This window comes from Flavobacterium limi, assembly GCF_010645075.1.
In the GTDB taxonomy this organism is placed as follows: Bacteria; Bacteroidota; Bacteroidia; order Flavobacteriales; family Flavobacteriaceae; genus Flavobacterium; species Flavobacterium limi.
In genome coordinates this window covers 1-22,476 of record NZ_JAADZV010000016.1, presented here as the reverse complement: position 1 = coordinate 22,476, position 22,476 = coordinate 1, and the positions used below count along the sequence as shown (strand labels likewise).

Annotated in this window: 15 protein-coding genes; 6 read left to right on the top strand and 9 right to left on the bottom strand. The window is 34.1% G+C overall.

Annotation, left to right across the window (positions count from 1 at the left end):
• Window positions 1–5: 5 nt before the first annotated feature.
• From GXM16_RS21980 to GXM16_RS21970, 3 genes are all read right to left on the bottom strand, one after another.
• Window positions 6–935, bottom strand: coding sequence for a PorP/SprF family type IX secretion system membrane protein (locus GXM16_RS21980; protein ID WP_163396648.1), 930 nt, complete (start codon window positions 933–935; stop codon window positions 6–8).
• A gap of 27 nt (window positions 936–962) precedes the next feature.
• On the bottom strand, window positions 963–3,605 hold the full coding sequence (locus GXM16_RS21975) for a gliding motility-associated C-terminal domain-containing protein (RefSeq protein WP_163396647.1): 2,643 nt from the start codon (window positions 3,603–3,605) through the stop codon (window positions 963–965).
• Between the two features lie 121 nt (window positions 3,606–3,726).
• Window positions 3,727–5,049, bottom strand: a complete 1,323-nt coding sequence (locus GXM16_RS21970) for a PDZ domain-containing protein (protein ID WP_163396646.1) — start codon at window positions 5,047–5,049, stop codon at window positions 3,727–3,729.
• A 123-nt stretch (window positions 5,050–5,172) separates the two neighbouring features.
• Between GXM16_RS21970 and GXM16_RS21965 the strand changes: the two genes are divergently transcribed.
• The 5 genes from GXM16_RS21965 to lgt all read left to right on the top strand — a co-directional run bounded on the left by GXM16_RS21965 (window position 5,173) and on the right by lgt (window position 10,109).
• Complete coding sequence (locus GXM16_RS21965) at window positions 5,173–6,369, top strand: pyridoxal phosphate-dependent aminotransferase (RefSeq protein WP_163396645.1); 1,197 nt, start codon at window positions 5,173–5,175, stop codon at window positions 6,367–6,369.
• A 201-nt stretch (window positions 6,370–6,570) separates the two neighbouring features.
• Complete coding sequence (gene folE, locus GXM16_RS21960) at window positions 6,571–7,242, top strand: GTP cyclohydrolase I FolE (RefSeq protein WP_163396644.1); 672 nt, start codon at window positions 6,571–6,573, stop codon at window positions 7,240–7,242.
• A 124-nt stretch (window positions 7,243–7,366) separates the two neighbouring features.
• Window positions 7,367–8,845 (top strand): cysteine--tRNA ligase, encoded by a 1,479-nt coding sequence (cysS, locus tag GXM16_RS21955; RefSeq protein ID WP_163396643.1) that lies wholly within the window; start codon window positions 7,367–7,369, stop codon window positions 8,843–8,845.
• Between the two features lie 22 nt (window positions 8,846–8,867).
• A complete protein-coding gene (gene yidD, locus GXM16_RS21950; protein ID WP_163396642.1) occupies window positions 8,868–9,107 on the top strand; it encodes a membrane protein insertion efficiency factor YidD in 240 nt (79 codons plus the stop codon).
• A gap of 69 nt (window positions 9,108–9,176) precedes the next feature.
• Window positions 9,177–10,109 (top strand): prolipoprotein diacylglyceryl transferase, encoded by a 933-nt coding sequence (gene lgt / locus GXM16_RS21945; RefSeq protein WP_163396641.1) that lies wholly within the window; start codon window positions 9,177–9,179, stop codon window positions 10,107–10,109.
• Window positions 10,110–10,899: 790 nt separating this feature from the next.
• On the opposite strand, the gene secDF is transcribed toward lgt, so the two are convergent.
• The 6 genes from secDF to GXM16_RS21915 form a co-directional block, all read right to left on the bottom strand.
• Window positions 10,900–13,875, bottom strand: coding sequence for a protein translocase subunit SecDF (gene secDF, locus GXM16_RS21940; protein WP_163396640.1), 2,976 nt, complete (start codon window positions 13,873–13,875; stop codon window positions 10,900–10,902).
• Window positions 13,876–14,100: 225 nt separating this feature from the next.
• The gene (gene mdh, locus GXM16_RS21935; protein ID WP_163396639.1) at window positions 14,101–15,036 is read right to left on the bottom strand and encodes a malate dehydrogenase; all 936 of its coding nucleotides are present in this window, start codon (window positions 15,034–15,036) and stop codon (window positions 14,101–14,103) included.
• A 105-nt stretch (window positions 15,037–15,141) separates the two neighbouring features.
• Window positions 15,142–17,082 carry a DNA topoisomerase (ATP-hydrolyzing) subunit B gene (gene gyrB, locus GXM16_RS21930; RefSeq protein ID WP_163396638.1) on the bottom strand — a complete coding sequence of 647 codons (1,941 nt, stop codon included), beginning with the start codon at window positions 17,080–17,082 and terminating at the stop codon, window positions 15,142–15,144.
• 289 nt (window positions 17,083–17,371) lie between these two features.
• Window positions 17,372–18,988 (bottom strand): asparagine synthase B, encoded by a 1,617-nt coding sequence (gene asnB, locus GXM16_RS21925; protein ID WP_163396637.1) that lies wholly within the window; start codon window positions 18,986–18,988, stop codon window positions 17,372–17,374.
• 202 nt (window positions 18,989–19,190) lie between these two features.
• Window positions 19,191–20,864 carry an asparagine synthase B gene (gene asnB, locus GXM16_RS21920; RefSeq protein WP_163396636.1) on the bottom strand — a complete coding sequence of 558 codons (1,674 nt, stop codon included), beginning with the start codon at window positions 20,862–20,864 and terminating at the stop codon, window positions 19,191–19,193.
• A 299-nt stretch (window positions 20,865–21,163) separates the two neighbouring features.
• Window positions 21,164–21,613: a hypothetical protein gene (locus tag GXM16_RS21915; RefSeq protein WP_163396635.1), complete on the bottom strand. Its 450-nt coding sequence runs from the start codon at window positions 21,611–21,613 to the stop codon at window positions 21,164–21,166.
• A gap of 181 nt (window positions 21,614–21,794) precedes the next feature.
• Here GXM16_RS21915 and GXM16_RS21910 point away from each other — a divergent pair, with 181 nt between their 5' ends.
• A complete protein-coding gene (locus tag GXM16_RS21910; RefSeq protein ID WP_163396634.1) occupies window positions 21,795–22,340 on the top strand; it encodes a DUF2911 domain-containing protein in 546 nt (181 codons plus the stop codon).
• Window positions 22,341–22,476 lie beyond the last annotated feature (136 nt).

Sequence of the window (22,476 nt, the reverse complement as noted above, 5' to 3'; positions counted from 1 at the left end):
TCATTTTAAAAGAATCTTGGTGATTTATCATATCCTTTTCCTAATAAATCCAAATCAAACAGCAGCATAATCTCGTGAGTTCCGGAATTGAACTGTCCCAAATTTGAAACGGTATAATCATAAGCATATCCAATTCTCAGGGACGGTGTAACATTTATATTCATCAAAGCACTTACAGCATCATTTATTCTGTAAGCTGCACCCAGTTCAAATTTTTCATTATATAAAACGTTGGCCGTAATATCCACTGAAACAGGAGCTCCTGAAACAAATCTCGACATAAATGCAGGTTTTAATTTGAATGCATCATTAATCTGAAAAACATATCCTGCAGTTAAAAAAGTATGAATCTCTTCAGATCCGAAAGCATTTATTCCGGATTTTTCTTCAATATGTTTTGAACTCAGTAAATTAGGGACAGACAATCCAACATAATATTTATCTGTAAAATAATAGGCTCCTGCTCCAATATTAGGTTTTGTAACGTTTATATTTTCGGCGAAAGCCAAATCTGTAGCGGGATCAGTAAAACGAAATCCGTTAAAATTGGTTTGTAAAGAAGTGAACCCTGCTTTTAATCCTAAAGAAAGTTTGTTTTTCCCTTTTAATTGAAGTACATAAGCAAAATCAGCATAAAAATTATTTTCTTTTTTTGCACCATCCCCAATGTCGTCTGAAATTAATGAGGCGCCAATTTCAATCTTTTCACTTAAAGCGGTATGACCAAAAAAGGTAAATGTTTTTGGCGCACCCACTGCCCCAACCCATTGTGTTCTGTACAAACCTCCTAAATTTAGCATTGCAGCCGTACCTGTAGCATAAGCAGGATTTACAACACTCATATTATACATATAGTGTGTATATTCGGGATCTTGCTGTGCGGATGCTGATATGACATAAAAAAGGAAACTTATAAAAAGTATTATTTTTTTCATTTGAAATTTTATTAATGTAAATGAAGATTATCTATTTAAATAAAGACGGCCCTGCTGAGGCGGTTTATTATCTTTATTAAAATGGATAACATAAAAATAGACTCCATTGGGCGCTATCCCATCACCAAAACCGGCTCCCTCAGAATTTTTCCCATCCCAATCCGGTTTATTTTTATTTCCTTTATACACGACATTGCCATACCGATTATAAATTTCAAGGGTATAATTTGGATATAAAAAGTCAATTTTAAGAATGGTAAAAGTATCGTTTATATTATCGCCGTTCGGTGAAAATCCATCCGGAACAAAAAATGTCTCATATTCTGTTTCATCACAATGACTCAGGGAAACCTTCACTTCTAAATGATCTTCTGAAATACAATTTGTAGATGTTGATAAGTCGAAACCATAATAAGTTGTATTGTCTGTAAGTGGTGCTGTTGGAGCCAGCAAATTACCATTACTTACAGCATCATACCAGACTACTGTTGATGGCGCATTTGTGTTATTAGATAAATCTAAAATAACAGGATTTTCCAAACCGCAAAAATTTTGTCCATTTGTATCTAAAATCGGTGCCGGCGAATCAGTTACGGTAACTGCTATCATAGTCGCTTCAGAAGTACAACCTGCTGCTGACGTTTCTGTTACCCAATAATCTTCAGATTTTAAAACATACGTACCAGACAAAGGTGTGGTGAGCGCTGAGGAATTGTACCATTTATACTGAGCTCCGTTAGGAACCAGATTAGCAATTGTAGCTCTGTCAGCTTTGCAAAAAGGCTGGTTTACTGCAGTTGGAGCTATCGGAATAGGATTTATTGCAAACGCATCAGAAACTGTTGTCAAATTTACATCACAACCAGTATCATTGTTTACCAGATTGTTAATCGAAATAGTTGTAGAACCAGTATTCGGAAGCAAAATAGCCGGAATAGTGAAATTAGCTTTTCCATCAGTTACAACTAAAGTTATGGTTTGTACTGCTGAATTGCTTCCAGATAACAAATATGTAATTGCAACATTCGTAAGTGTTCCTAAACCGGTAACTGAAGCTGAAAAAGTTTTATTAAAACAGTTATCTGAAACTCCAATTTTTAAGTTGGCAGTATCCGGTAATCTATTTATAATTAAATTTCCGTTTAAATTCGCGCTATTTGTGCAATATGGGGTAGCCGCATTGGTAATATTAGTAATCGTAATAATTGAATTGCCACTGTTTGAATTCAAATTGGAAGGAATCGTAAAACTTGCATTTCCTCCTACAACATTGATTGTAGCAGTTTGTGCTGTTGCCGTATTTGAACCTGAAACATTGTATCTAATTGTATACAAACCATCAACTAATCCTGAAGCATTTGAAATTACCGCCTGAGCACTTTTATTCTGGCAGGTTGTTGAAGTGCTCAATATCGATCCGTTTAAAACAGGTATTTTATAAACATGCAGAACATCTGAAATATCATTTATAATATTTACACAGCCACCTTCACTGCCAACTTCCTTAATCTCGGTGATTCTGATTGTAAAATCTCCTGGCTGTTGAAAATTATTCCTGTTTAAATTAAAACTTAAAACTCCATTTACAAATGTTTCTTCTATTGTTCTTGTCCCTCCATTTGGTCCGGAAACTGAATAAGTAACAAAATATTGACCATTTGGAATATTCTGAATACCCTGATTTAATATAACCAAATAATCCGCTGTTCGAATATCAGACTCACAAATATCTTTTCTCACTTCTAAAGTTGCTCCTGTGAAATCGTATTTTTTTTCAATTTTAATTCTTACAACAGTAGTTTCTATTTTACAAACTGGACTTGTTGGTAAAACTGTATAAGCAAAGTTATATTCGCCTATGCCATAATTGTTAAATATCTGCTGAACATTTATATTATGATCTTTTATAAAAGTAATTTGCCCTGTACCGTTAATATCCGTCCATGTTCCTCCTGAATCTTCTCCGGCAATCCGATCATTCAGATCAAGATTAGAATATATTGAAAAATCACTGTCTTCACATAATATTAATGGTGTAGCTTTTCCCGGTTCCGGTGACCTGAAAAAAGTTACAAATCCTGTTGAAGAAACAGCCGGACAGCTTCCAATAGCAGCAATAGAATATGTAAATTTATAAGTTCCAGGTTCGAATGTCTCTGCATTAATAACACTTGGGGACGCGGTACCGTTTGTATCATTGTACCAGCTTCCCCCAGATTGAGGACTCAAATGATTAGATGCATTGAATATCTGAAAAAGGTTAAATGAAGTATCATCGCTACACGCTGAAGCTTTTTCTGCAAAACCTGCATATCCGCCAATAATAACTTCGATAGTTGCTGAATTATCTGCACAGCCATTCATACCTGTAACAGTATATGTATAATGATAAGTCCCACTAGAACGAATTAGCTGAGCATTTAAAACACCCGTAATTTCATCTAAACCTCCTGAATTATTATCATCTGACCATGTCCCGCCGGGAACTGCAGTTGCTCCTAATAGAGGAAACAAATCTATTGCCTGACTACTAACATTTGGTATATCACAAACTTCAAAAGGAGCCGAAGAGTCCTGACCTGCACATTGTGCAAAACTTTTAGTGGAAAGTGAAAGAAAAAGAATGATATAAAAGCCAAAAACAATTAGAGAAAAGTATTTTTTAATCATAGACTAATTAAATTTTTGCTAAAAATACTTAAATTATTCAATAAAACTATTAAATCTACAAAAGCAAACCAATAACTATCTAATTATCAAATACAAAACCAAAAAAAAAACAAGAATATAACTACAGTTCATCTTCTAACCGAAAACGGAATTTCAGCAAAACGCTATTACGTTCAACTTCTAGATTAATCGAGATTTCTTCTTCTGACTTTAATAGATTATTAATTTGTTGTAATGTATACTTGTAAGGTTTGATATTATTAATACTGATAATGACATCTCCTTTTTGCAGGCCGCATTTTTCAGCTGCTGATTTTTTGCGGACATTTACGATTTCATAAATAGGTTTTAATTGAAATTTATATCTGAAATCATTGTTATTTCGATCCTTAAAATTTTCATCAGTTGCGTTACTTACACGCACTGTCTCTAAATGTACCGTTTCCTGTACCCATTGTAAACCATTATGCTGAACTGTAATTCCACTTTTATTATAACTGAAAGGCTCATTGAACTTATTATTTTTTTTCAGATACATTTTTTTATCAGTGTAATCCATAACGATTGTAAATCTTTTTAAAACTTCGCCTCCAACTGAACCGAGTCGATTTGCAACCATTTTTACATTTTTTATAGAGCTTGAGTCAGGAAAAGCTACAATTGGATTCCTAAATTCAAAATCGGCGAGCGAAAACTTACCAACCTTTGCCCTGTGTCCTTCAATATCCCCGCTAAAGCCTTTCCCTAAAAAATCCGGAAAATTCTTTTTAGGTAATTTAATTTTGTTATTTTCAAAAACCCAAAATGAATCACTGTTACCAATATCTACAAGTAATTTTGCGGGTATATTTTCGCCTTCAACCACAGCTGCAGCCATAACATAAGGTTTTGATCTTTCAATGGTAATAGGCAATACTTTGAATTTCTTATCTAAATTCTTTTTGACAATTTCATTATTTTGGTGTACAAAAATTCTTTTCTTTTGATAATTAATTTCTACAATATTATTTTTAAAAAACTTATAACCTATTATTCCGTTAACCGGGATCCCAATATGTGATGACAAGTTAAATCCCTGATCTAAAATAATATAAACCAAATGATTTATAGATTTTAAGCCCCGTGTTTCCAAGATATTATTGGTTGATTTTAAGCCTTCAATTTCCTCTTCGCTTCCTAATCCCCGTAGTTTAATTTTTTGAATGTTTTTAAAACTTACCTCCTTCTTGTCCTCCATACTGAATAAAAGTGTTTCATCAACACCGGAATCTAATAAAAAGTTCAGTTCAATACCGTTCACTTTTATTGGTATAAAAACTAAGTTATTAATCAATTTAAACGGAATTACAACTTTTTTTTTGTGTTTTTCCATTAAGAAATCGTCCTGAGCTTTTAATACAAAAGATGCCAAAAGTCCAAAAAACAATAGAATATATTTTTTCATTGACATTTTTTTATTATAAAATTACTAAAAATATTGATTATTGTTACATTTTTATAAGTCCCTGTATTGTTGGCGTTAAATTCGAAAAAAAAATGCAAATTTGCACTTCAATAATTTATACTCATGCCAACAATTTCACACAAGGGTAGAAACATGCCCGAATCACCGATACGCAAGCTGGCTCCTTTTGCAGATTTAGCAAAGAAAAAAGGACACAAAGTGTATCATTTAAACATTGGTCAACCGGATATCAAGACACCGGATGTGGCCATCGAGGCGGTAAAAAATATTGATTTGAGTATTATAGAATACAGTCCGTCTGCAGGATATGAAAGCTATAGAAAAAAATTAGCTCATTTTTACCAGCGCCAAAATGTAAACGTTAACCCAGAAGACATCATTGTAACCACTGGTGGCTCTGAAGCCTTACTTTTTGCACTGGCCACAATTACAGATCCTGGAGATGAAATTATTATCCCGGAACCATTTTATGCTAATTACCATGCATTTGCATCATCAACGAGCGCAACTGTGGTGCCTCTTGTTTCTACAATTGAAACCGCATTTGCATTACCAAGCATTGAAGAAGTTGAAAAATTAATTACACCCAGAACAAAAGCAATCCTGATTTGCAATCCCGGAAATCCGACTGGTTACTTATATTCTGAATCAGAAATTAAACAATTGGCAGGCTTAGTAAAAAAGCATGATTTGTATTTAATTGCTGATGAAGTATATCGTGAATTTTTGTACGATGGAGATGATGTACATTTTTCAGTAATGAACTTAGAAGACATCCAGCAAAATGTTATAATGGTTGATTCTGTTTCAAAACGCTACAGTATGTGTGGTGCCAGAATTGGCTGTTTAGTAACAAAAAACAAGCAGGTTTTAGCAACGGTAATGAAATTTGCACAGGCACGCTTAAGTCCGCCGACAATTGAACAAATTGCCTGCGAAGCTGCAATCGATACGCCCCAGAGTTATTTTGATGAAGTAATTTCAGAATACAAAAGCCGTCGTGATACACTTATTAGTGAATTAAATAAAATTGAAGGAGTTATCGTTACTAAGCCAAAAGGAGCTTTTTATTGTATAGCACAGTTACCAATAGACAATTCTGAAGATTTTGCACAATGGCTTCTGGAAAGTTATGATTTGAACGGAGAAACTGTAATGGTAGCACCTGCAGCAGGTTTTTATTCGACTCCGGGAATGGGTTTGAATCAGGTTCGAATTGCTTATGTATTAAATAAAAAGGATTTGACTACCGCTGTAAATATATTGAAAGAAGCACTTACCGCTTACAACAAAAAATAACAAGATTTAAATAGAGACTTCAAAAGGCAATAACTGACTAAGTTATTGTCTTTTGTGTTTTTAAGAAACCACTTTGGGTTTTAATTTAATATTATATCCAAAAAGGAGTAATTAATAGTAAAAACGATAGAAAAGGTTTCCTATTTATTAATTATCTTTACCGCCTTAAAAAGATATACCACATTATAATAGTAGTTTTTAATGACAAATAACGAAGATTTTTTAGACGAAATAGGTGACAATCATTTTAGCAGTAATGCAAAAAACCCTTTAAGAGAAGATGCGTTTGCCTTGACTGATGATGAAAAAATTGAAAAAATAAAAAAAGATGTTGAAAATATTCTGCAGACACTTGGAATGGATTTGACAGATGACAGCATAAAAGGGACTCCAAACCGTGTAGCAAAAATGTTTGTAAAAGAAATTTTTGGCGGACTTAACCCGGCAAAACAACCAAAAGCTTCTACTTTCGATAATAACTACAAATATGGCGAAATGCTGGTAGAAAAAAACATTACCGTTTATTCTACCTGTGAACACCACTTATTACCAATCATTGGCAGGGCTCATGTCGCTTATATTTCCAGCGGAAGAGTTATTGGTTTATCAAAAATGAACCGTATTGTTGAATATTATGCCAAAAGACCGCAGGTTCAGGAACGTTTAACCATGCAGATTGTTCAGGAATTACAAAAAGCCCTTGGAACAGAAGATGTTGCGTGCGTTATAGATGCAAAACATCTCTGCGTAAATTCAAGAGGAATTAAAGATATTGAAAGCAGTACTGTTACGTCTGAATTTGGTGGAAAATTCAAAGAACCTCAAACAAAAAGAGAATTTTTAGATTATATTAAATTAGATACACAATTCTAATTATTACTATATTTCTATTATTTATTGTCTAGCCCTGATCGAAGCGACATCCTTTTATGGTGGGGTTCACCATAAAAGATACAGTGAAGAGCAGGATTAGCTCCTAAAAAAAATAAATTAAAATATGCCTTTATACACTAGTCAGCATTTAAAAATATACAACTCGCTTTCGGGTGAAAAAGAAAATTTCAAGCCTATCCATGAAGGAAACGTTGGAATGTATGTTTGTGGCCCTACCGTATATAGTAATGTTCACTTAGGAAATGTGAGAACATTTATGTCTTTTGATGTCATATTCAGGTATTTTTTACATCTTGATTATAAAGTAAGATACGTAAGAAATATTACGGACGTTGGACATATTGTAGATGATGTCGATGAAGGTGAAGATAAAATTGCAAAAAAAGCACGTCTGGAACAATTGGAACCTATGGAAGTGGTACAGCGCTACACTGTCGATTTTCATGATATTCTGAAAGCTTTCAATTTTTTACCGCCAAGCATAGAGCCAACAGCTACCGGACATATCATAGAACAAATTGAAATTATCAAAAAAATTATTGATACCGGAATTGGTTATGAAGCTAACGGATCCGTTTATTTTGATGTTGTAAAATATAACGAAACCAACAACTACGGAATTCTAAGTGGCAGAAATATCGAAGATATGTTAGCGAATACCCGTGACCTTGATGGACAGTCTGACAAAAGAAATCCACAGGATTTTGCCCTTTGGAAAAAAGCAGAACCTGAACATATTATGAGATGGCCTTCGCCATGGAGTGACGGTTTTCCGGGCTGGCATCTTGAATGTACTGCAATGAGCACCAAATACCTTGGAAATCATTTTGATATTCACGGTGGCGGAATGGATTTGAAATTCCCACACCACGAATGCGAAATTGCACAAAATGAAGCCTGCACCGGTCAGTCTCCGGTAAATTACTGGATGCATGCCAACATGCTTACGTTAAACGGCAAAAAAATGGCTAAATCTACCGGAAACAACATCCTTCCAGGAGAAATTTTAAGTGGAGACAATACTGTTTTAAGCAAACCATTTTCTGCTTCAGTAACAAGGTTTTTTATGTTACAGGCACATTACAGAAGCATCCTTGATTTTTCTGATGATGCCGTAACTGCTGCCGAAAAAGGATATAAAAGATTAATGGAAGCGCTTGATGCATTGCCGGCTATTTCAGCAGGCACTTCAAGTTCTATTGATTTTGCTGCATGGAAACAATTGTGTTATGACGCAATGAATGATGATTTCAATACTCCTATTTTAATTGCCCATTTATTTGAAGGAGTTCGTTATATTAATTTATTAAAAGAAGGCAAAGAGACCATTTCTGCAGAAGATTTAAAATCATTTTCAACAGCAATTAATGCTTTCGTATTTGATGTTTTAGGTTTAAGCGACGAGAAGGCTGCTGACAGCAATAACGATAAATTAGAAGGTGTAGTAAACATGCTTATCTCAATGAGAAATCAGGCCAGGGCTGATAAGAACTTTGTACTTTCTGACCAGATTCGTGACCAATTGATCGCTTTAGGCATTCAATTAAAAGACGGAAAAGAGGGAACAACCTTTTCGATATAATCAAATAATCTTCTAATAAACCATGAAAGTTATCACTCCATTTGTTTTATTAGTACGCTTTTACCAAAATGCAATTTCACCATTTACACCGGCATCTTGCAGATTTGAACCAACATGTTCAAGTTACATGATTGAAGCTTTGCAAAAACATGGATTATTTCATGGCGGATATTTAGGAATCAAACGAATTTTGAGTTGCCATCCCTGGGGAAAAAGCGGTTATGATCCCGTACCTGAAAAGAAATGTTCGCATAAACATTAACTTTAAATAAAGACTTACTCTGTTTTAAATATTTATTTTTACAACTATCTAAAAAAAACATAATACTACATGATACACGCTTTAAACATCGTTTGGAATCCTTCTGAAGGAATTGATTTAGGATTTTTTATGATTCGCTATTACAGTTTAATGTTCGTAATTGCTTTTGGTCTGGGCTGGTTCCTGATGAAAAAGATTTTCGAACGCGAAAATGAATCAATAGACAAGCTCGATTCTCTTTTTGTCTGGACCGTTTTAGCAACTCTTATTGGAGCCCGTTTAGGACATGTTTTATTTTATGATTGGGAATATTTCAGAAATCATTTACTTGAAATCTTTTTACCATTTAAATTCGAACCCGAATTTCAATTTACAGGATTCCAGGGATTAGCAAGTCATGGCGCGGCCATTGCAATTATAATCGCGATGTATTATTACAGCAAAATGATTCTAAAACGTCCTTTATTATGGATTTTAGACCGAGTGGTTATTCCAGTAGCAAGCGGTGCTATTTTTGTACGTATCGGAAACTTCATGAACTCAGAGATTATCGGGCAAGAAACTTCTTCTGCATTTGGAATTCGCTTTTTACACGATCAATTCAGTAAAAACGAAGCAATCAGTAAAACAGGAATTGCAGATCCAAAAGAAGCTTATACCGCAATAGCAACAGATCCTAAATTTGCCCAAATATTAGCAGAAGTTCCTGTAAAGCATCCAACTCAGTTATACGAGGCATTCTCTTATATTTTTGTATTTGCTATTTTATTTTTTCTGTACTGGAAAACTAATGCAAGACTTAAATCAGGCTATTTATTTGGTTTGTTCTTAGTACTTCTGTTTGTAGTACGTTTTATTGTAGAATTTGTAAAAGAAAGTCAGGGAGGATTTGAAAATGCATTAGGCTATTTTTCAACCGGACAATGGCTAAGCATACCGTTTATCATCATTGGGCTTTTCTTTATTATTAGAGCTCAAAGAAATCCTTTGGCAGCATCTTAAAACTAAATCACAAATTATTCAAATGCCTGATATTCCAAATATTAGGCTTTTTTTTTACAGAAAACTATCTGATAATGTAAATATTATTAGAAGCTGGCAGCACATTTCCATAACAACTTTTATCCTGCTCTCCTCTGTATCTTTTATACCAAACCCAGGCATAAAAGGACGCCGCTTCGATCAGGGTTGTTAGATGTTTTGTTTCAAAAGACCTTTTCTTGTACTGTGAATTAATCTGACTTCACAAAAACATTTCTAACAAAAACATTTTAAATAAAACATTTCTCAACATCTTTCAAAAACTCATCAAACACAAATTTTTTCATTTTTTTTTGCTACTCAAAATTTCTTTTGACTCGATTAAAATTAATGTTGTAAAACCTTATCCTTTGTTCACTATTTTTTTTTTTTAAAGAGTCAAATTCAAGTTTAATTTATATTCAACAGCAGGTTCTTTTCTTAATATCTTTAGGGGTCTAGCCATAACAAAAGCTCAAAATCTTTCTACACACAAAATTACACAATGTATATTTTTCCTATTTCAGAATTATACTTTTTTCAGTCAAACATTTATTTAAAGAATGTTCAAAATCATTAAATATTAACCTATCCTCAAAAGTAAATTCTCTTTGAAAACTGTGATTGAACGCTAAACTCCATAATTCTTCTAATATTATTTTTTTTTGAGAGTAGTAACTTCACTAAAAATCTCTCTTACAATTCCAATATAAACAAAAAAAAGATCCAGCTTTTACTGGATCTTTCTCTACATATTTAGTTAAGATTTATATTAAACCTTACTATTATGCTTGTCTTCGATTGTATGTTTCTCATCTTTAGAAATCGTATCAACCAATACTGGCGTAGCGATAAACAATGAAGAATATGTTCCCACAACAATACCTATTAACATTGCAAAGATAAATCCTCTAATTGATTCTCCACCAAAGATAAACATCGTTAATAACACGATAATCATCATTAATGAAGTATTCAATGTTCTTGATAAAGTAGTATTAATAGAAGCATTTACAATATCTTCAAAACTACCTTTACGATTTCCTATGATAAATTCTCTTACCCTGTCAAACACAATCACAGTATCATTCATAGAGTAACCAATAACCGTAAGGATAGCCGCGATAAAATGCTGATCCATTTCCATGTGGAAAGGCATGAATTTATAACATAAAGAATAAATTCCTAATACAAAGATTACATCATGCGCTACAGCTGCAATCGCACCTAGTGAATACTGCCACTTACGGAAAGATACCATTAAGTATAAGAAAATAACTGCCATGGCACCAAGAACTGCCCAGTATGAGTTCGTTTTGATATCTTCTGAAATTGAAGCCCCTACCTTTGAAGCCTGTAAAACTCCAATCCTTTTACCATCATATGTGTTTGTAAATTTCTCATAAGAAACATTAGGGAAATATTTGGCTAATGCTTTATATAATTTTTGATTTACTTCTTCATCTACAGCTATACCATCTTCTTTAATTTTGTATTTTGTCGTGATTTTCAATTGATCTTCATCACCCAAAATTTTAGCTTCAACCGGAGTAGCAAAAGCAGTAGACAATTCATCAGAAATAACTGTTGCATCTACAGGTTTTTCAAACTTAACCTGAAAAGTTCTACCACCAACAAAATCAACACCTTCATCCAATCCGTTAACGAAGAATATAGAAACTAAACTTACCACTGTTACAATAGATGAGAAAATATAAGTGAATTTTTTCACTTTAATAAAATCATAGTGGAAATTAGTAAACCAATTTTTAGTAATGTTTGTAGAGAAAGTTAAATCTGCTTTTCCTGCTATGTTTCTGTCAATAAAAATTCTTGCAATAAAGATTGAAGTAAACAATGAAGTTACAATTCCAATAAGTAAAGTCAAAGCAAAACCTTTAATTGGACCTGTTCCGAAAATAAATAAGATAGCACCTGTCAATACGTGAGTAACGTTTGCATCAATAATAGAACGCATCGCTCCATGCCATCCGTAAGATGCTATAACAGCTTCTGACAATGACTTACCTTCACGTAATTCTTCTTTTGCTCTTTCAAATATAATAATATTAGCATCCACAGCCGTACCCAATGTTAATACGATACCTGCAATACCCGGTAATGTTAACACAAAACCAAAACTTGCCATAATTCCGAACAAGAAAAGTAAATTTAATAATAAAGCAAGATTAGCATACCAACCTGCTTTACCATAATAAAATACCATCCATAGACAAACTAATAAAAATCCCAATACAGCTGAGATAGTCCCTGCATCAATAGCTGCCTGACCTAAAGATGGACCCACTACAGTAGACTGAATAATATCTGCAGAAGCCGGTAACTTACCTGCATTTAATACGTTTGCTAAATCTTTAGTTTCAGCAACATCAAAAGAACCTGTAATTTCAGATCTTCCTCCTGCAATTGGTCCGCTTGTAACTCCTGGTGCAGAATAAACTACATTATCCAAAACAATAGCTATATAGCTTTTTTGAGAAAAAGCTCTTCCTGTCAATTCTTCCCAAATTTTAGCACCCTGACTGTTCATTTGCATAGATACAGCAGGTTTTCCTAGTTGATCAAAAGTATCTTTTGCATCTGTAACAACACCTCCGCTCATAGCAGGAGCATTATCTCTGTTTCCTTTTAAAGCATATAATTCTACAGCTTCAATATCTTTTCCTTTTGCATCTTTTGTAACAGTTGGTTTACTCCAAACAAATTTTGCATTGTGCTGGTCTCCTGCCAATAAAACTTTGATTTCAGGTCTTTTAAAATACTCATTAACAACTGCAGTATCTTTTGGGGCAAAATAACCTAAAACCGGTCCGCCACCCTGACCAATCATTTTGTCAAATAATGGATTGTTTCCTTTTTTAGTATCAACTGAATCCTTAGCATCTGTTAACAAGGCATTCAATGAATCTTTAACAACAGCTTTAGTTTCTGTTTTTTTGATTTCAGTCTTTTTTAAAGCCTCATTAGTAGCAACTAAAAAATTTCCAATTTCTTCAATTTTAAAAGTTTCCCAAAACTCCAATTGAGCTTTTCCTCCTAATAATTTCTTAATTCTGTCAACATCTTTAGCACCTGGAAGTTCAACTAAGATCCTTCCTGTTTCTCCTAATTTCTGAACGTTTGGCTGAGTAACACCAAACTTATCGATACGTTCTCTTAATACTTTGAAAGCACTTTCAACAGACTCGTCAACTTTTCTTTTAATTACTTTTTGAGCTTGTGCATCTGACATTTGAAAATCGATACCACCTTCTCCCTGTAAACTTCTGTTTGCAAAAATATCAGGTGATGCTAATTTCACCTCACCTTTTGAGTTCGCTTCAAAAGCTTCAAAAAACTTATTTAAATAGGTCTTATTTCCTTCTAAATTGGCACTTGCATCGGCTAATGATTTGTTAAAGACGGGGTTTTTAGAATTATTAGCCAAACCTTTCAAAACATCTTTAATAGAAATTTGAAGAATCACATTGATTCCTCCTTCTAAGTCAAGTCCTTTATTTAATTGTTTGTTTTTTACTTCATTGTAAGTAAAATCTGTAAAACCAAGATCAAAAACCTTCACTTTACCAATGGAATCTAAATATTTTAATTCCTTATCAGGATTATCTCCTGCAAAAGCTTTGGCTTCTTCTTTGACATTATTTGCCACAAAAGTGAAAGAAAGTTGGTAAATACTTACCAATGCAAATAGAATTGCGAAAAATTTAATAAGTCCTTTATTCTGCATTATTACTAAAAATTAATTATGTTTTGTTTACTTTTTGTTTTAAATCTCTATAGAATAAGCCTTGATATGAGTTTTTAAAACGAAAAAACTTAATCACGAATTACAACATTTTTTTTAAACCGAGCAAATATATAATTCTCGAAATGATTAAACAATTTATTTATTAATTAATCTCAAAAAAAAGACTGCAAAAGTGCAGTCTTGATTCTTTTTTATTTAAAACACTTAAGTCAGAATCGATTTCAAAGCATCATTCATGCTTCTAACCGCATCTGCACTTTTAGAAAACAGCGCTTTTTCTTCTTCATTCAAATGAATTTCTAAAATTTGTTCAACCCCATTTTTACCAATTATACATGGTACACCAATACAAATATCGTTTTGTCCATATTCTCCGTCTACATAAACAGAACACGCTATCATTTTCTTCTGATCATTTAAAATACTGTCAACCAAAAATGCCACAGAAGCTCCAGGAGCATACCATGCAGATGTCCCTAAAAGTCCTGTTAATGTAGCTCCTCCAACCATCGTATCAGCTGCTACTTTTTGCAATACTTCTTTTGAAAGAAATTCAGTTACCGGTATTCCGTTATAGGATGCTAAACGTGTTAACGGAATCATAGTCGTATCACCATGGCCTCCAATTACCATTGCTGAAATATCATTTGCAGGTTTATCTAAAGCTAACGAAAGATAGGTCCTGAATCGGGAACTGTCTAATGCTCCGCCCATACCAATTATTCGGTTTTTGGGCAATCCTGTGGATTTTAAAGCCAGATATGTCATAGTATCCATCGGATTAGAAACCATAACTATAATGGTATCAGGGGAATATTTTAGTACGTTTTCAGCAACTGCTTTTACAATTCCTGCATTTATACCGATTAATTCTTCACGAGTCATTCCTGGTTTCCTTGGGATTCCCGATGTAATTACCACTACATCACTTCCTGCGGTTTTAGAATAATCGTTTGTAACACCTGACACATGCGTATTAAAACCTGTGTTTGTAGCGCATTGCATAATATCCAACGCCTTACCTTCGGCAAAACCCTCTTTAATATCCAACAATACTACTTCGCTGGCTATTCCCCTATAAGAAATAACATCCGCACAAGTGGCTCCAACATTTCCTGCTCCTACAATGGTAACTTTCATATTTTATACTTTATTGGTTATTAATTAATTTATCTGATAAATCAACAATTCGTTTAATTGTTTACGTAAATTTAAACAATTAAACGAATTGACGGTTAAATTTTATTAGGCATCGATATTCGCGTAAACGGCATTTTTTTCAATAAACTCTCTACGAGGTGGTACTTCATCTCCCATTAACATAGAGAAAACCTGATCAGCTTCAGCCAGACTATCAATATTTACCTGACGTAAAGTTCTGAAATTAGGATCCATTGTAGTTTCCCACAATTGCTCTGCATTCATTTCCCCAAGACCTTTATAACGCTGAATAGCTGCACTTCCTCCCATTCTTTCATTCGCCTGATCACGCTGAACATCATTCCATGCATATTCTTTTTTGTTTCCTTTTTTAACTAAATATAATGGCGGTGCCGCGATGTAAACGTGACCTTCTTCGATCAATTCTTTCATGAAACGGAAGAAGAACGTTAGTATTAAGGTAGAAATGTGACTACCATCGACATCGGCATCACACATGATGATTACTTTATGGTAACGTAATTTGGAAAGATTCAGTGCTTTACTATCTTCTTCTGTCCCGACAGTAACTCCAAGTGCTGTAAAAATATTTCGAATCTCTTCATTTTCGAATACTTTATGATGCATGGCTTTTTCAACATTCAGAATTTTACCTCGCAATGGCAGAATAGCCTGAAAATTACGGTCACGACCTTGCTTTGCTGTTCCACCTGCCGAATCTCCCTCGACAAGGTAAACCTCGCATCTTGCCGGATCCTGTTCAGAGCAATCTGAAAGTTTTCCAGGAAGCCCTCCACCGCCCATCACGGTTTTACGCTGTACCATTTCACGTGCTTTTTTAGCTGCGTGACGTGCCTGAGCTGCTAAAATTACTTTTTGAATAATTACTTTTGCATCATTTGGATTTTCCTCCAAATAATTCTCAAGCATCTCTCCTACAGCCTGAGAAACAGGAGAAACCACTTCTCTGTTTCCAAGTTTCGTTTTTGTCTGTCCTTCAAATTGCGGTTCTGAAACTTTTACCGAAATAATAGCTGTTAAACCTTCACGAAAATCATCACCTGAAATCTCAAACTTCAGTTTATCCAGCATTCCGGAAGCATCTGCATATTTTTTAAGTGTTCTTGTCAAACCACTTCTAAAACCTTGTAAATGTGTACCTCCTTCGTGCGTATTAATGTTATTTACGTAAGAGAAAATATTTTCCGAATAACTGGTGTTGTATATCAAGGCAACTTCAACCGGAATTTCGCCTTTATCATTATCCATGCTGATTACATGAGAAATAATTGGCTCACGATTACCGTCTAAATAACGAATGTATTCTTTTAATCCTTCATCAGAATGAAATACTTCGCTTTTAAATTCTCCTTTTTCATCTACTTCTCTTTTATCCGTAAAAGTAATTGTGATTCCTTTATTCAGAAAAGAAAGCTCACGCATACGAGCTGAAAGTGTATCATAAGAGAACTCTGTAGTCTGCTGAAAAATAGTATCGTCCGGATAAAAAGTCTGACGTGTACCTCTTTTATCTGTTTCTCCGATTTGTTTTACCGGATATAAAGATTTCCCTCTTTCGTATTCCTGTTCGTAGATTTTTCCTTCTCTGAAAACAGTAGATTTCATGTGAACAGAAAGTGCATTTACCACAGAAACCCCAACACCGTGAAGACCTCCGGAAACCTTATAAGAATCTTTATCAAATTTACCTCCTGCACCGATTTTAGTCATTACAACCTCAAGAGCAGAAACGCCTTCTTTTTTATGTAAATCAACCGGAATACCACGACCATTATCCTCAACTGTTACCGAACCATCTTCGTTTATTGCAACACTAATCGTATCACAATGTCCTCCCATCGCCTCATCAATAGAGTTATCCACAACTTCATAAACCAAATGGTGCAGCCCTCGAACACCTACATCTCCAATATACATCGATGGACGCATTCTTACGTGCTCCATTCCTTCTAATGCCTGAATACTATCTGCTGAATAATTGTTCTTCTTGATTTCTTCGCTCATATAATTTATTCTAAAAAATGTAATTATTGTCTTAACACGCAAATATATGAAAACGCAATTTATATACCTCTTAAAATGCTATTTAAAGCACCTAAGTTATTAACAGAATTATTAAAAATTACAGAAAATAATTTCTAAAAGACATCCTAAAATTCCAGACTTCATAAATTCGAAATTCCGAAAATAGGAATAACATAAAAAAACCGAAATAACATTAAACGTTATTTCGGTTTTTCTTTCGAATTATCTTTCCAAAATTTAAATCCGGAATTTAAAATCGTTTTTATGACTAAACAATCACACCAGGTTTTGCAATTTCAATATCTGCATTTAAATGTGCCGCATTTGCTCTTCCGCTTGGATCAGGATTATCCTGCCATTTTGGAATCCATTTTCTTACAGTTTGTGCTGAACTTACCTGCGGATAATATTTATGAAAAATAGATCTGTATAAGTAAGCTTCTTTTGTCGTTGGCGAATTGTACGGAAACTCTACAGAAGCGCCCGCTAATTGCTCATCTGAAACCTGGGAAGTACAATATTCAATTAATTGATTAACCCACTCATATCCTACACCATCTGAAAATTGCTCTTTTTGTCTCCATAAAATTTCTGATGGCAAATAGGGATTTTCAGGCGTATCAAATGCTTTTCTTAAAATATATTTCTCAATAGCCTCATATGTTTTTGGCTGTTTTTCTTCTGTTTTGATACGAATCGCTACATCCAGAAAATCTTTATCCAGAAATGGAACCCTGGCTTCTAAACTATGTGCCATGGTCGATTTGTCAGCACGTAATATATCTGCCGTGAATAACTTCTGAACCCTTTCAATAGTTTCTTTTTGAAATTCCTCTGAAGAAGGTGCGTTTCTAAAATACAAATGACCTCCAAAAACCTCATCAGCTCCCTCACCTGAAATGATGACTTTTATTCCTTTTTCTTTCACAGCTTTAGCTAGCAAGTACATTGGTACACCGGAGCGCACTGAAATAATATCATACGTTTCGATATGATAAATCAATTTTTCTAAAACCTCTACCCCCTCTTCCACAGAAAAATAAATTTCATGATGATCGGTTCCTAAAAATTCTGCAGCTTTTCTAGCCGCAATATTATCCGGCGAATTAGCATCTAAGCCAATAGAAAACGATTTTAATTTCTCCTTACTTCCTGCTAATAATCGAGAAGCTATCGCCGAAGTTAATGATGAATCCAGACCCCCTGAAAGCAATACTCCAACCGGAACATCACTCATTAAACGTTTACGGGTTGCTTCAATTAAAGATTCACGGATCAAGTCTAAATCAAGCGGCTGATTTGCATTTTCATATTCTTCGTATTCAGGTTCATAATATTTTACAAATCCTGTTTTTGCAGTGTAATAATGTCCCGGAGGAAAGGTAGAAAAAGACTTGCACTGATCCGCAATTGATTTCATTTCGGAAGAAAAATAAATTCTTCCTCTTTCATCTAATCCATAATACAAAGGCTTAACACCAATCGGGTCTCTTCCGGCAATGTAATCATCACCGTTAACAACTACGAAGGCAAAATCACCATCGAGTAAATTACAAAAATCATAACCAAATTCTTCGTACAAATGGACGATTACTTCCGAATCTGATTTTGATCTAAAAGTGTGATGTTTTAAAATCCCTTCTCTTAATTCCTGATGATTATAAATTTCTCCGTTATGAATCATCCAGGCATTTTTCGAACCCTGAATAGGTTGTTTCCCTGAATTTAAATCAATAATAGTCAAGCGTTGATTGGCTAAAACGCTTCCATTTTCCATAATATGTAAATCACTTTCATCTGAACCACGATGCGAAACTCTTCCTGAAAGTTCTTTTACAAGTTGCGGATCTTTTCCCTTACCAATAACAGCTAATATTCCACCCATACTTTTATTATATTTAATCTCCTTTATTTTTTTCTAAAATCTATTTTAATTCAGCGAAAGCCAAATATAAAAAAAATCAATAAACTTTTAATTTACAAACAATTAAACTCCAAAAATAAAATAATCTAAGCCCTTCTGTAAACCAGAAAAACGTTCTCAAAGAGAACGTTTTTCTGCAATATAAGTTCTAAATTAAACTTTATTATTTTTGATATGCATCATCATGTACACTCGCAACCGCTCTACCTGATGGATCATTCATATTTTTGAAAGCCTCATCCCACTCCAAAGCAATTTTTGTACTACAAGCCACACTTGCTTCCTGAGGAACACATAATGCTGCCGCATCACTTGGAAAATGCTCTGAGAAGATTGAACGATAGTAATATTCTTCTTTTGAAGTTGGTGTCTGCAATGGAAATTTAAATCTTGCGTTTGCCAATTGTTCATCCGAAACTTCTCTTGCAACAACTTCTTTTAAAGTATCGATCCAGCTGTATCCTACTCCATCAGAGAATTGCTCTTTTTGTCTCCATGCCACACTTTCGGGAAGCATATCTTCAAAAGCTTTACGAACTACCCATTTTTCCATTGGGTGCTCTTTGTTTATCATTTTATCCTGTGGGTTAATACGCATTGCAACATCCATAAATTCTTTGTCTAAGAATGGTACGCGACCTTCGATTCCCCACGCTGCTAAACTTTTGTTTGCACGTAAACAGTCGTACATGTGAAGTTTACCTAATTTACGAACGTTTTCTTCGTGAAACTCTCTTGCGTTTGGTGCTTTGTGGAAATACAAGTATCCTCCAAACAACTCATCTGCACCTTCACCTGAAAGAACCATTTTTATTCCCATAGATTTAATAACTCTCGCCATTAACCACATTGGAGTTGAAGCTCTTACTGTCGTTACATCATAAGTTTCAAGGTTGTAAATTACATCACGAACTGCATCTAAACCTTCCTGAATTGTAAATTTAATTTCATGGTGAATGGTTCCGATATGATCTGCTACTTTTCTTGCTGCTGCTAAATCCGGAGAACCTTCTAAACCAACTGAAAAAGAGTGTAATTGTGGGTACCACGCATCTGTTGTATCATCAGATTCAATACGTTTTTGTGCAAATTTTTTGGCTACAGCTGAAGTAATAGACGAATCTAAACCTCCTGAAAGTAAAACTCCGTAAGGAACATCACTCATTAATTGTCTGTGAACTGCTGCTTCTAAAGCTTCTTTAATTGCAGGAATACTTGTTTCGTTGTCTTTTACAGCATCATATTCAGTCCAGTCTCTTTTGTACCATTGTACAAATTCACCGTCTTTGCTTGACAAATAATGCCCTGGAGGGAATAACTCGATTTTTGTACAGTATCCTTCTAAAGCTTTTAATTCAGAAGCTACGTAAAAAGTTCCGTTTTGGTCCCAACCAATATACAATGGAATAATTCCCATGTGGTCACGAGCCACAAAATATTCATCTTTATCAACATCATAAATAGCAAATCCGAAGATTCCGTTTAATTCATCAACAAAGTTTACTCCTTTTTCTTTGTAAAGTGCTAAAATAACTTCACAATCACTTTCAGTCTGAAAGTTATATTTTCCTGCAAATTGTTTGCGAAGCTCTCTGTGGTTGTAGATTTCACCATTTGCAGCCAAAACCAATTTTTTATCTTCCGTAAATAAAGGCTGTTTTCCTGAAGCCGGGTCAACAATTGCCAAACGCTCGTGAGAAAGAATTGCTTTATCATTACTGAAAATTCCACTCCAGTCCGGTCCGCGGTGACGGATAATTTTAGACATTTCTAATACTTGAGGTCTTAAGCTTTCAGCTTTTTGCTTTAAGTCAAAGGCACATACAATTCCACACATAATTCTATATTTTTACTTTTAAATTTTATTTTGATAGGGCAAAGATGAAATATTAGTTACAATTGAAAAACACAAATAGCAATATCAGTTACAAATATCAATCAAAAAAATCAATTTACATATAAAATGCAAAATTTTATCACCAAAAAAAGGTTGAAACTTGAAAATTTTAATTTGGAAGGCAAAAATGGTTTAAAAAAGCAACTTCTTCCTGACAATTCATTAAAACTCGCCAGTTTTTGTCGAATTTCTAGTATGATTCCTCGTTCCTCGGAATGACAAGATTGAGTAGAATATCTTTAATCTACACTTTCAATCGTATAATGCGTCTTATTAATTTCAAATTGAAACCCAACTTTATTACCCATTAGATGTGTTCCTAAAGGAGATTGCGGAGAAAGTGCAATAACATTTATACCATCAATTGCGATTTTTGGAAGGGCAACGCTTAGGTACAAATAAATTCCGTTAGCTTTTACCAGACTGCCTGAAATGATATTTTCAGCTGTTTTCGAGGCATCAATTTTATCTAAAACCGCCTTTTGAGCAATTGCTTCTTTAAGTTTATTCGTAAGCTTTTCCTGCTCGATATGCATCATGGACAAAGCCGTTTCGTGCTTATCGCCTGCAGAGCCTTTGGCATCGTTTTTAGAATCTTCGGTCAGATTTGAAATCATATCTCTGAAAACATCAATTCGGTCCTGAACGATTTGTAAATAATGGGAATGTATTTTTTGTTTGAAAGTCATTTTTTTAAAGCTACTAAGGTTCCAAGTTACAAAGATGCAAAGGTTTTATTCAAAAATTTCATAAACCTAATTGTTATTTTTAATTTCAATATCAAACTCATTAACAAAAATTAACAAGATGTTTAATATTTTTTGACAAACAATATATAATTTTAACACTCATTAATTTTTAACTATTATTATGAAAAAATCTACAATCATTACCACAATTGCTTTTGGAGTAACGATGCTTTTATCATCAAATGTCATTGCTCAAAAATTCCCTGACTTAGACAAAAGCCCAATGGATGCAGCAGCTTATCCAAACGATTATAAAGATGCAGCTAAAATTGTAAAAATTACTTACAGCAGACCACAACTAAAAGGGCGCGAGCTGAACACACTTGTACCTGAAGGAAAAGTCTGGAGAACAGGCGCAAATGAAGCCCCGGAAATTACTTTTTACAAAGACTTGAAATTAGGTGACAAAAAAATTAAAGCAGGAACTTACACCTTATTTTCCCTTCCGGAAAAAGACGGTATCACTATTATCATCAGTAAAGATTTAAATGCATGGGGATCTTATTCCTATAAAGAAGCAAATGATGTGGCCAGATTAAAGGTTCCTGTAACAGAAGCTGCAGATTCTTTAGAAGCTTTTTCAATGGTTTTTACAAAAGGCGATAAAGGTATTATTCTAAATTTAGGCTGGGGCAAAGTAAGAGCAGCTGTTCCTTTTACTGAATAATTTTTTGTGTTCAAAAAAAATAGCTTCCTGTCCGGAAGCTATTTTTTTTATATTATTATTTTGTCTTGTCCTGAAATAGCGATACACAAAAAGTATCCTTATGGAAAAGATTCAAGAGTTGCGCTATATAAAGCGC

What these genes read in the sequence shown, in the direction of transcription:
- GXM16_RS21965 (WP_163396645.1), top strand. Translation starts at nt 5,173, where the DNA reads ATGCCAACAATTTCACACAAGGGTAGAAACATGCCCGAATCACCGATA.
- secDF (WP_163396640.1), bottom strand. Translation starts at nt 13,875, where the DNA reads ATGCAGAATAAAGGACTTATTAAATTTTTCGCAATTCTATTTGCATTG.
- GXM16_RS21910 (WP_163396634.1), top strand. Translation starts at nt 21,795, where the DNA reads ATGAAAAAATCTACAATCATTACCACAATTGCTTTTGGAGTAACGATG.
- lgt (WP_163396641.1), top strand. Translation starts at nt 9,177, where the DNA reads ATGATACACGCTTTAAACATCGTTTGGAATCCTTCTGAAGGAATTGAT.
- GXM16_RS21970 (WP_163396646.1), bottom strand. Translation starts at nt 5,049, where the DNA reads ATGAAAAAATATATTCTATTGTTTTTTGGACTTTTGGCATCTTTTGTA.
- GXM16_RS21915 (WP_163396635.1), bottom strand. Translation starts at nt 21,613, where the DNA reads ATGACTTTCAAACAAAAAATACATTCCCATTATTTACAAATCGTTCAG.
- mdh (WP_163396639.1), bottom strand. Translation starts at nt 15,036, where the DNA reads ATGAAAGTTACCATTGTAGGAGCAGGAAATGTTGGAGCCACTTGTGCG.
- folE (WP_163396644.1), top strand. Translation starts at nt 6,571, where the DNA reads ATGACAAATAACGAAGATTTTTTAGACGAAATAGGTGACAATCATTTT.
- gyrB (WP_163396638.1), bottom strand. Translation starts at nt 17,082, where the DNA reads ATGAGCGAAGAAATCAAGAAGAACAATTATTCAGCAGATAGTATTCAG.
- yidD (WP_163396642.1), top strand. Translation starts at nt 8,868, where the DNA reads ATGAAAGTTATCACTCCATTTGTTTTATTAGTACGCTTTTACCAAAAT.
- asnB (WP_163396636.1), bottom strand. Translation starts at nt 20,864, where the DNA reads ATGTGTGGAATTGTATGTGCCTTTGACTTAAAGCAAAAAGCTGAAAGC.
- GXM16_RS21975 (WP_163396647.1), bottom strand. Translation starts at nt 3,605, where the DNA reads ATGATTAAAAAATACTTTTCTCTAATTGTTTTTGGCTTTTATATCATT.
- GXM16_RS21980 (WP_163396648.1), bottom strand. Translation starts at nt 935, where the DNA reads ATGAAAAAAATAATACTTTTTATAAGTTTCCTTTTTTATGTCATATCA.
- cysS (WP_163396643.1), top strand. Translation starts at nt 7,367, where the DNA reads ATGCCTTTATACACTAGTCAGCATTTAAAAATATACAACTCGCTTTCG.
- asnB (WP_163396637.1), bottom strand. Translation starts at nt 18,988, where the DNA reads ATGGGTGGAATATTAGCTGTTATTGGTAAGGGAAAAGATCCGCAACTT.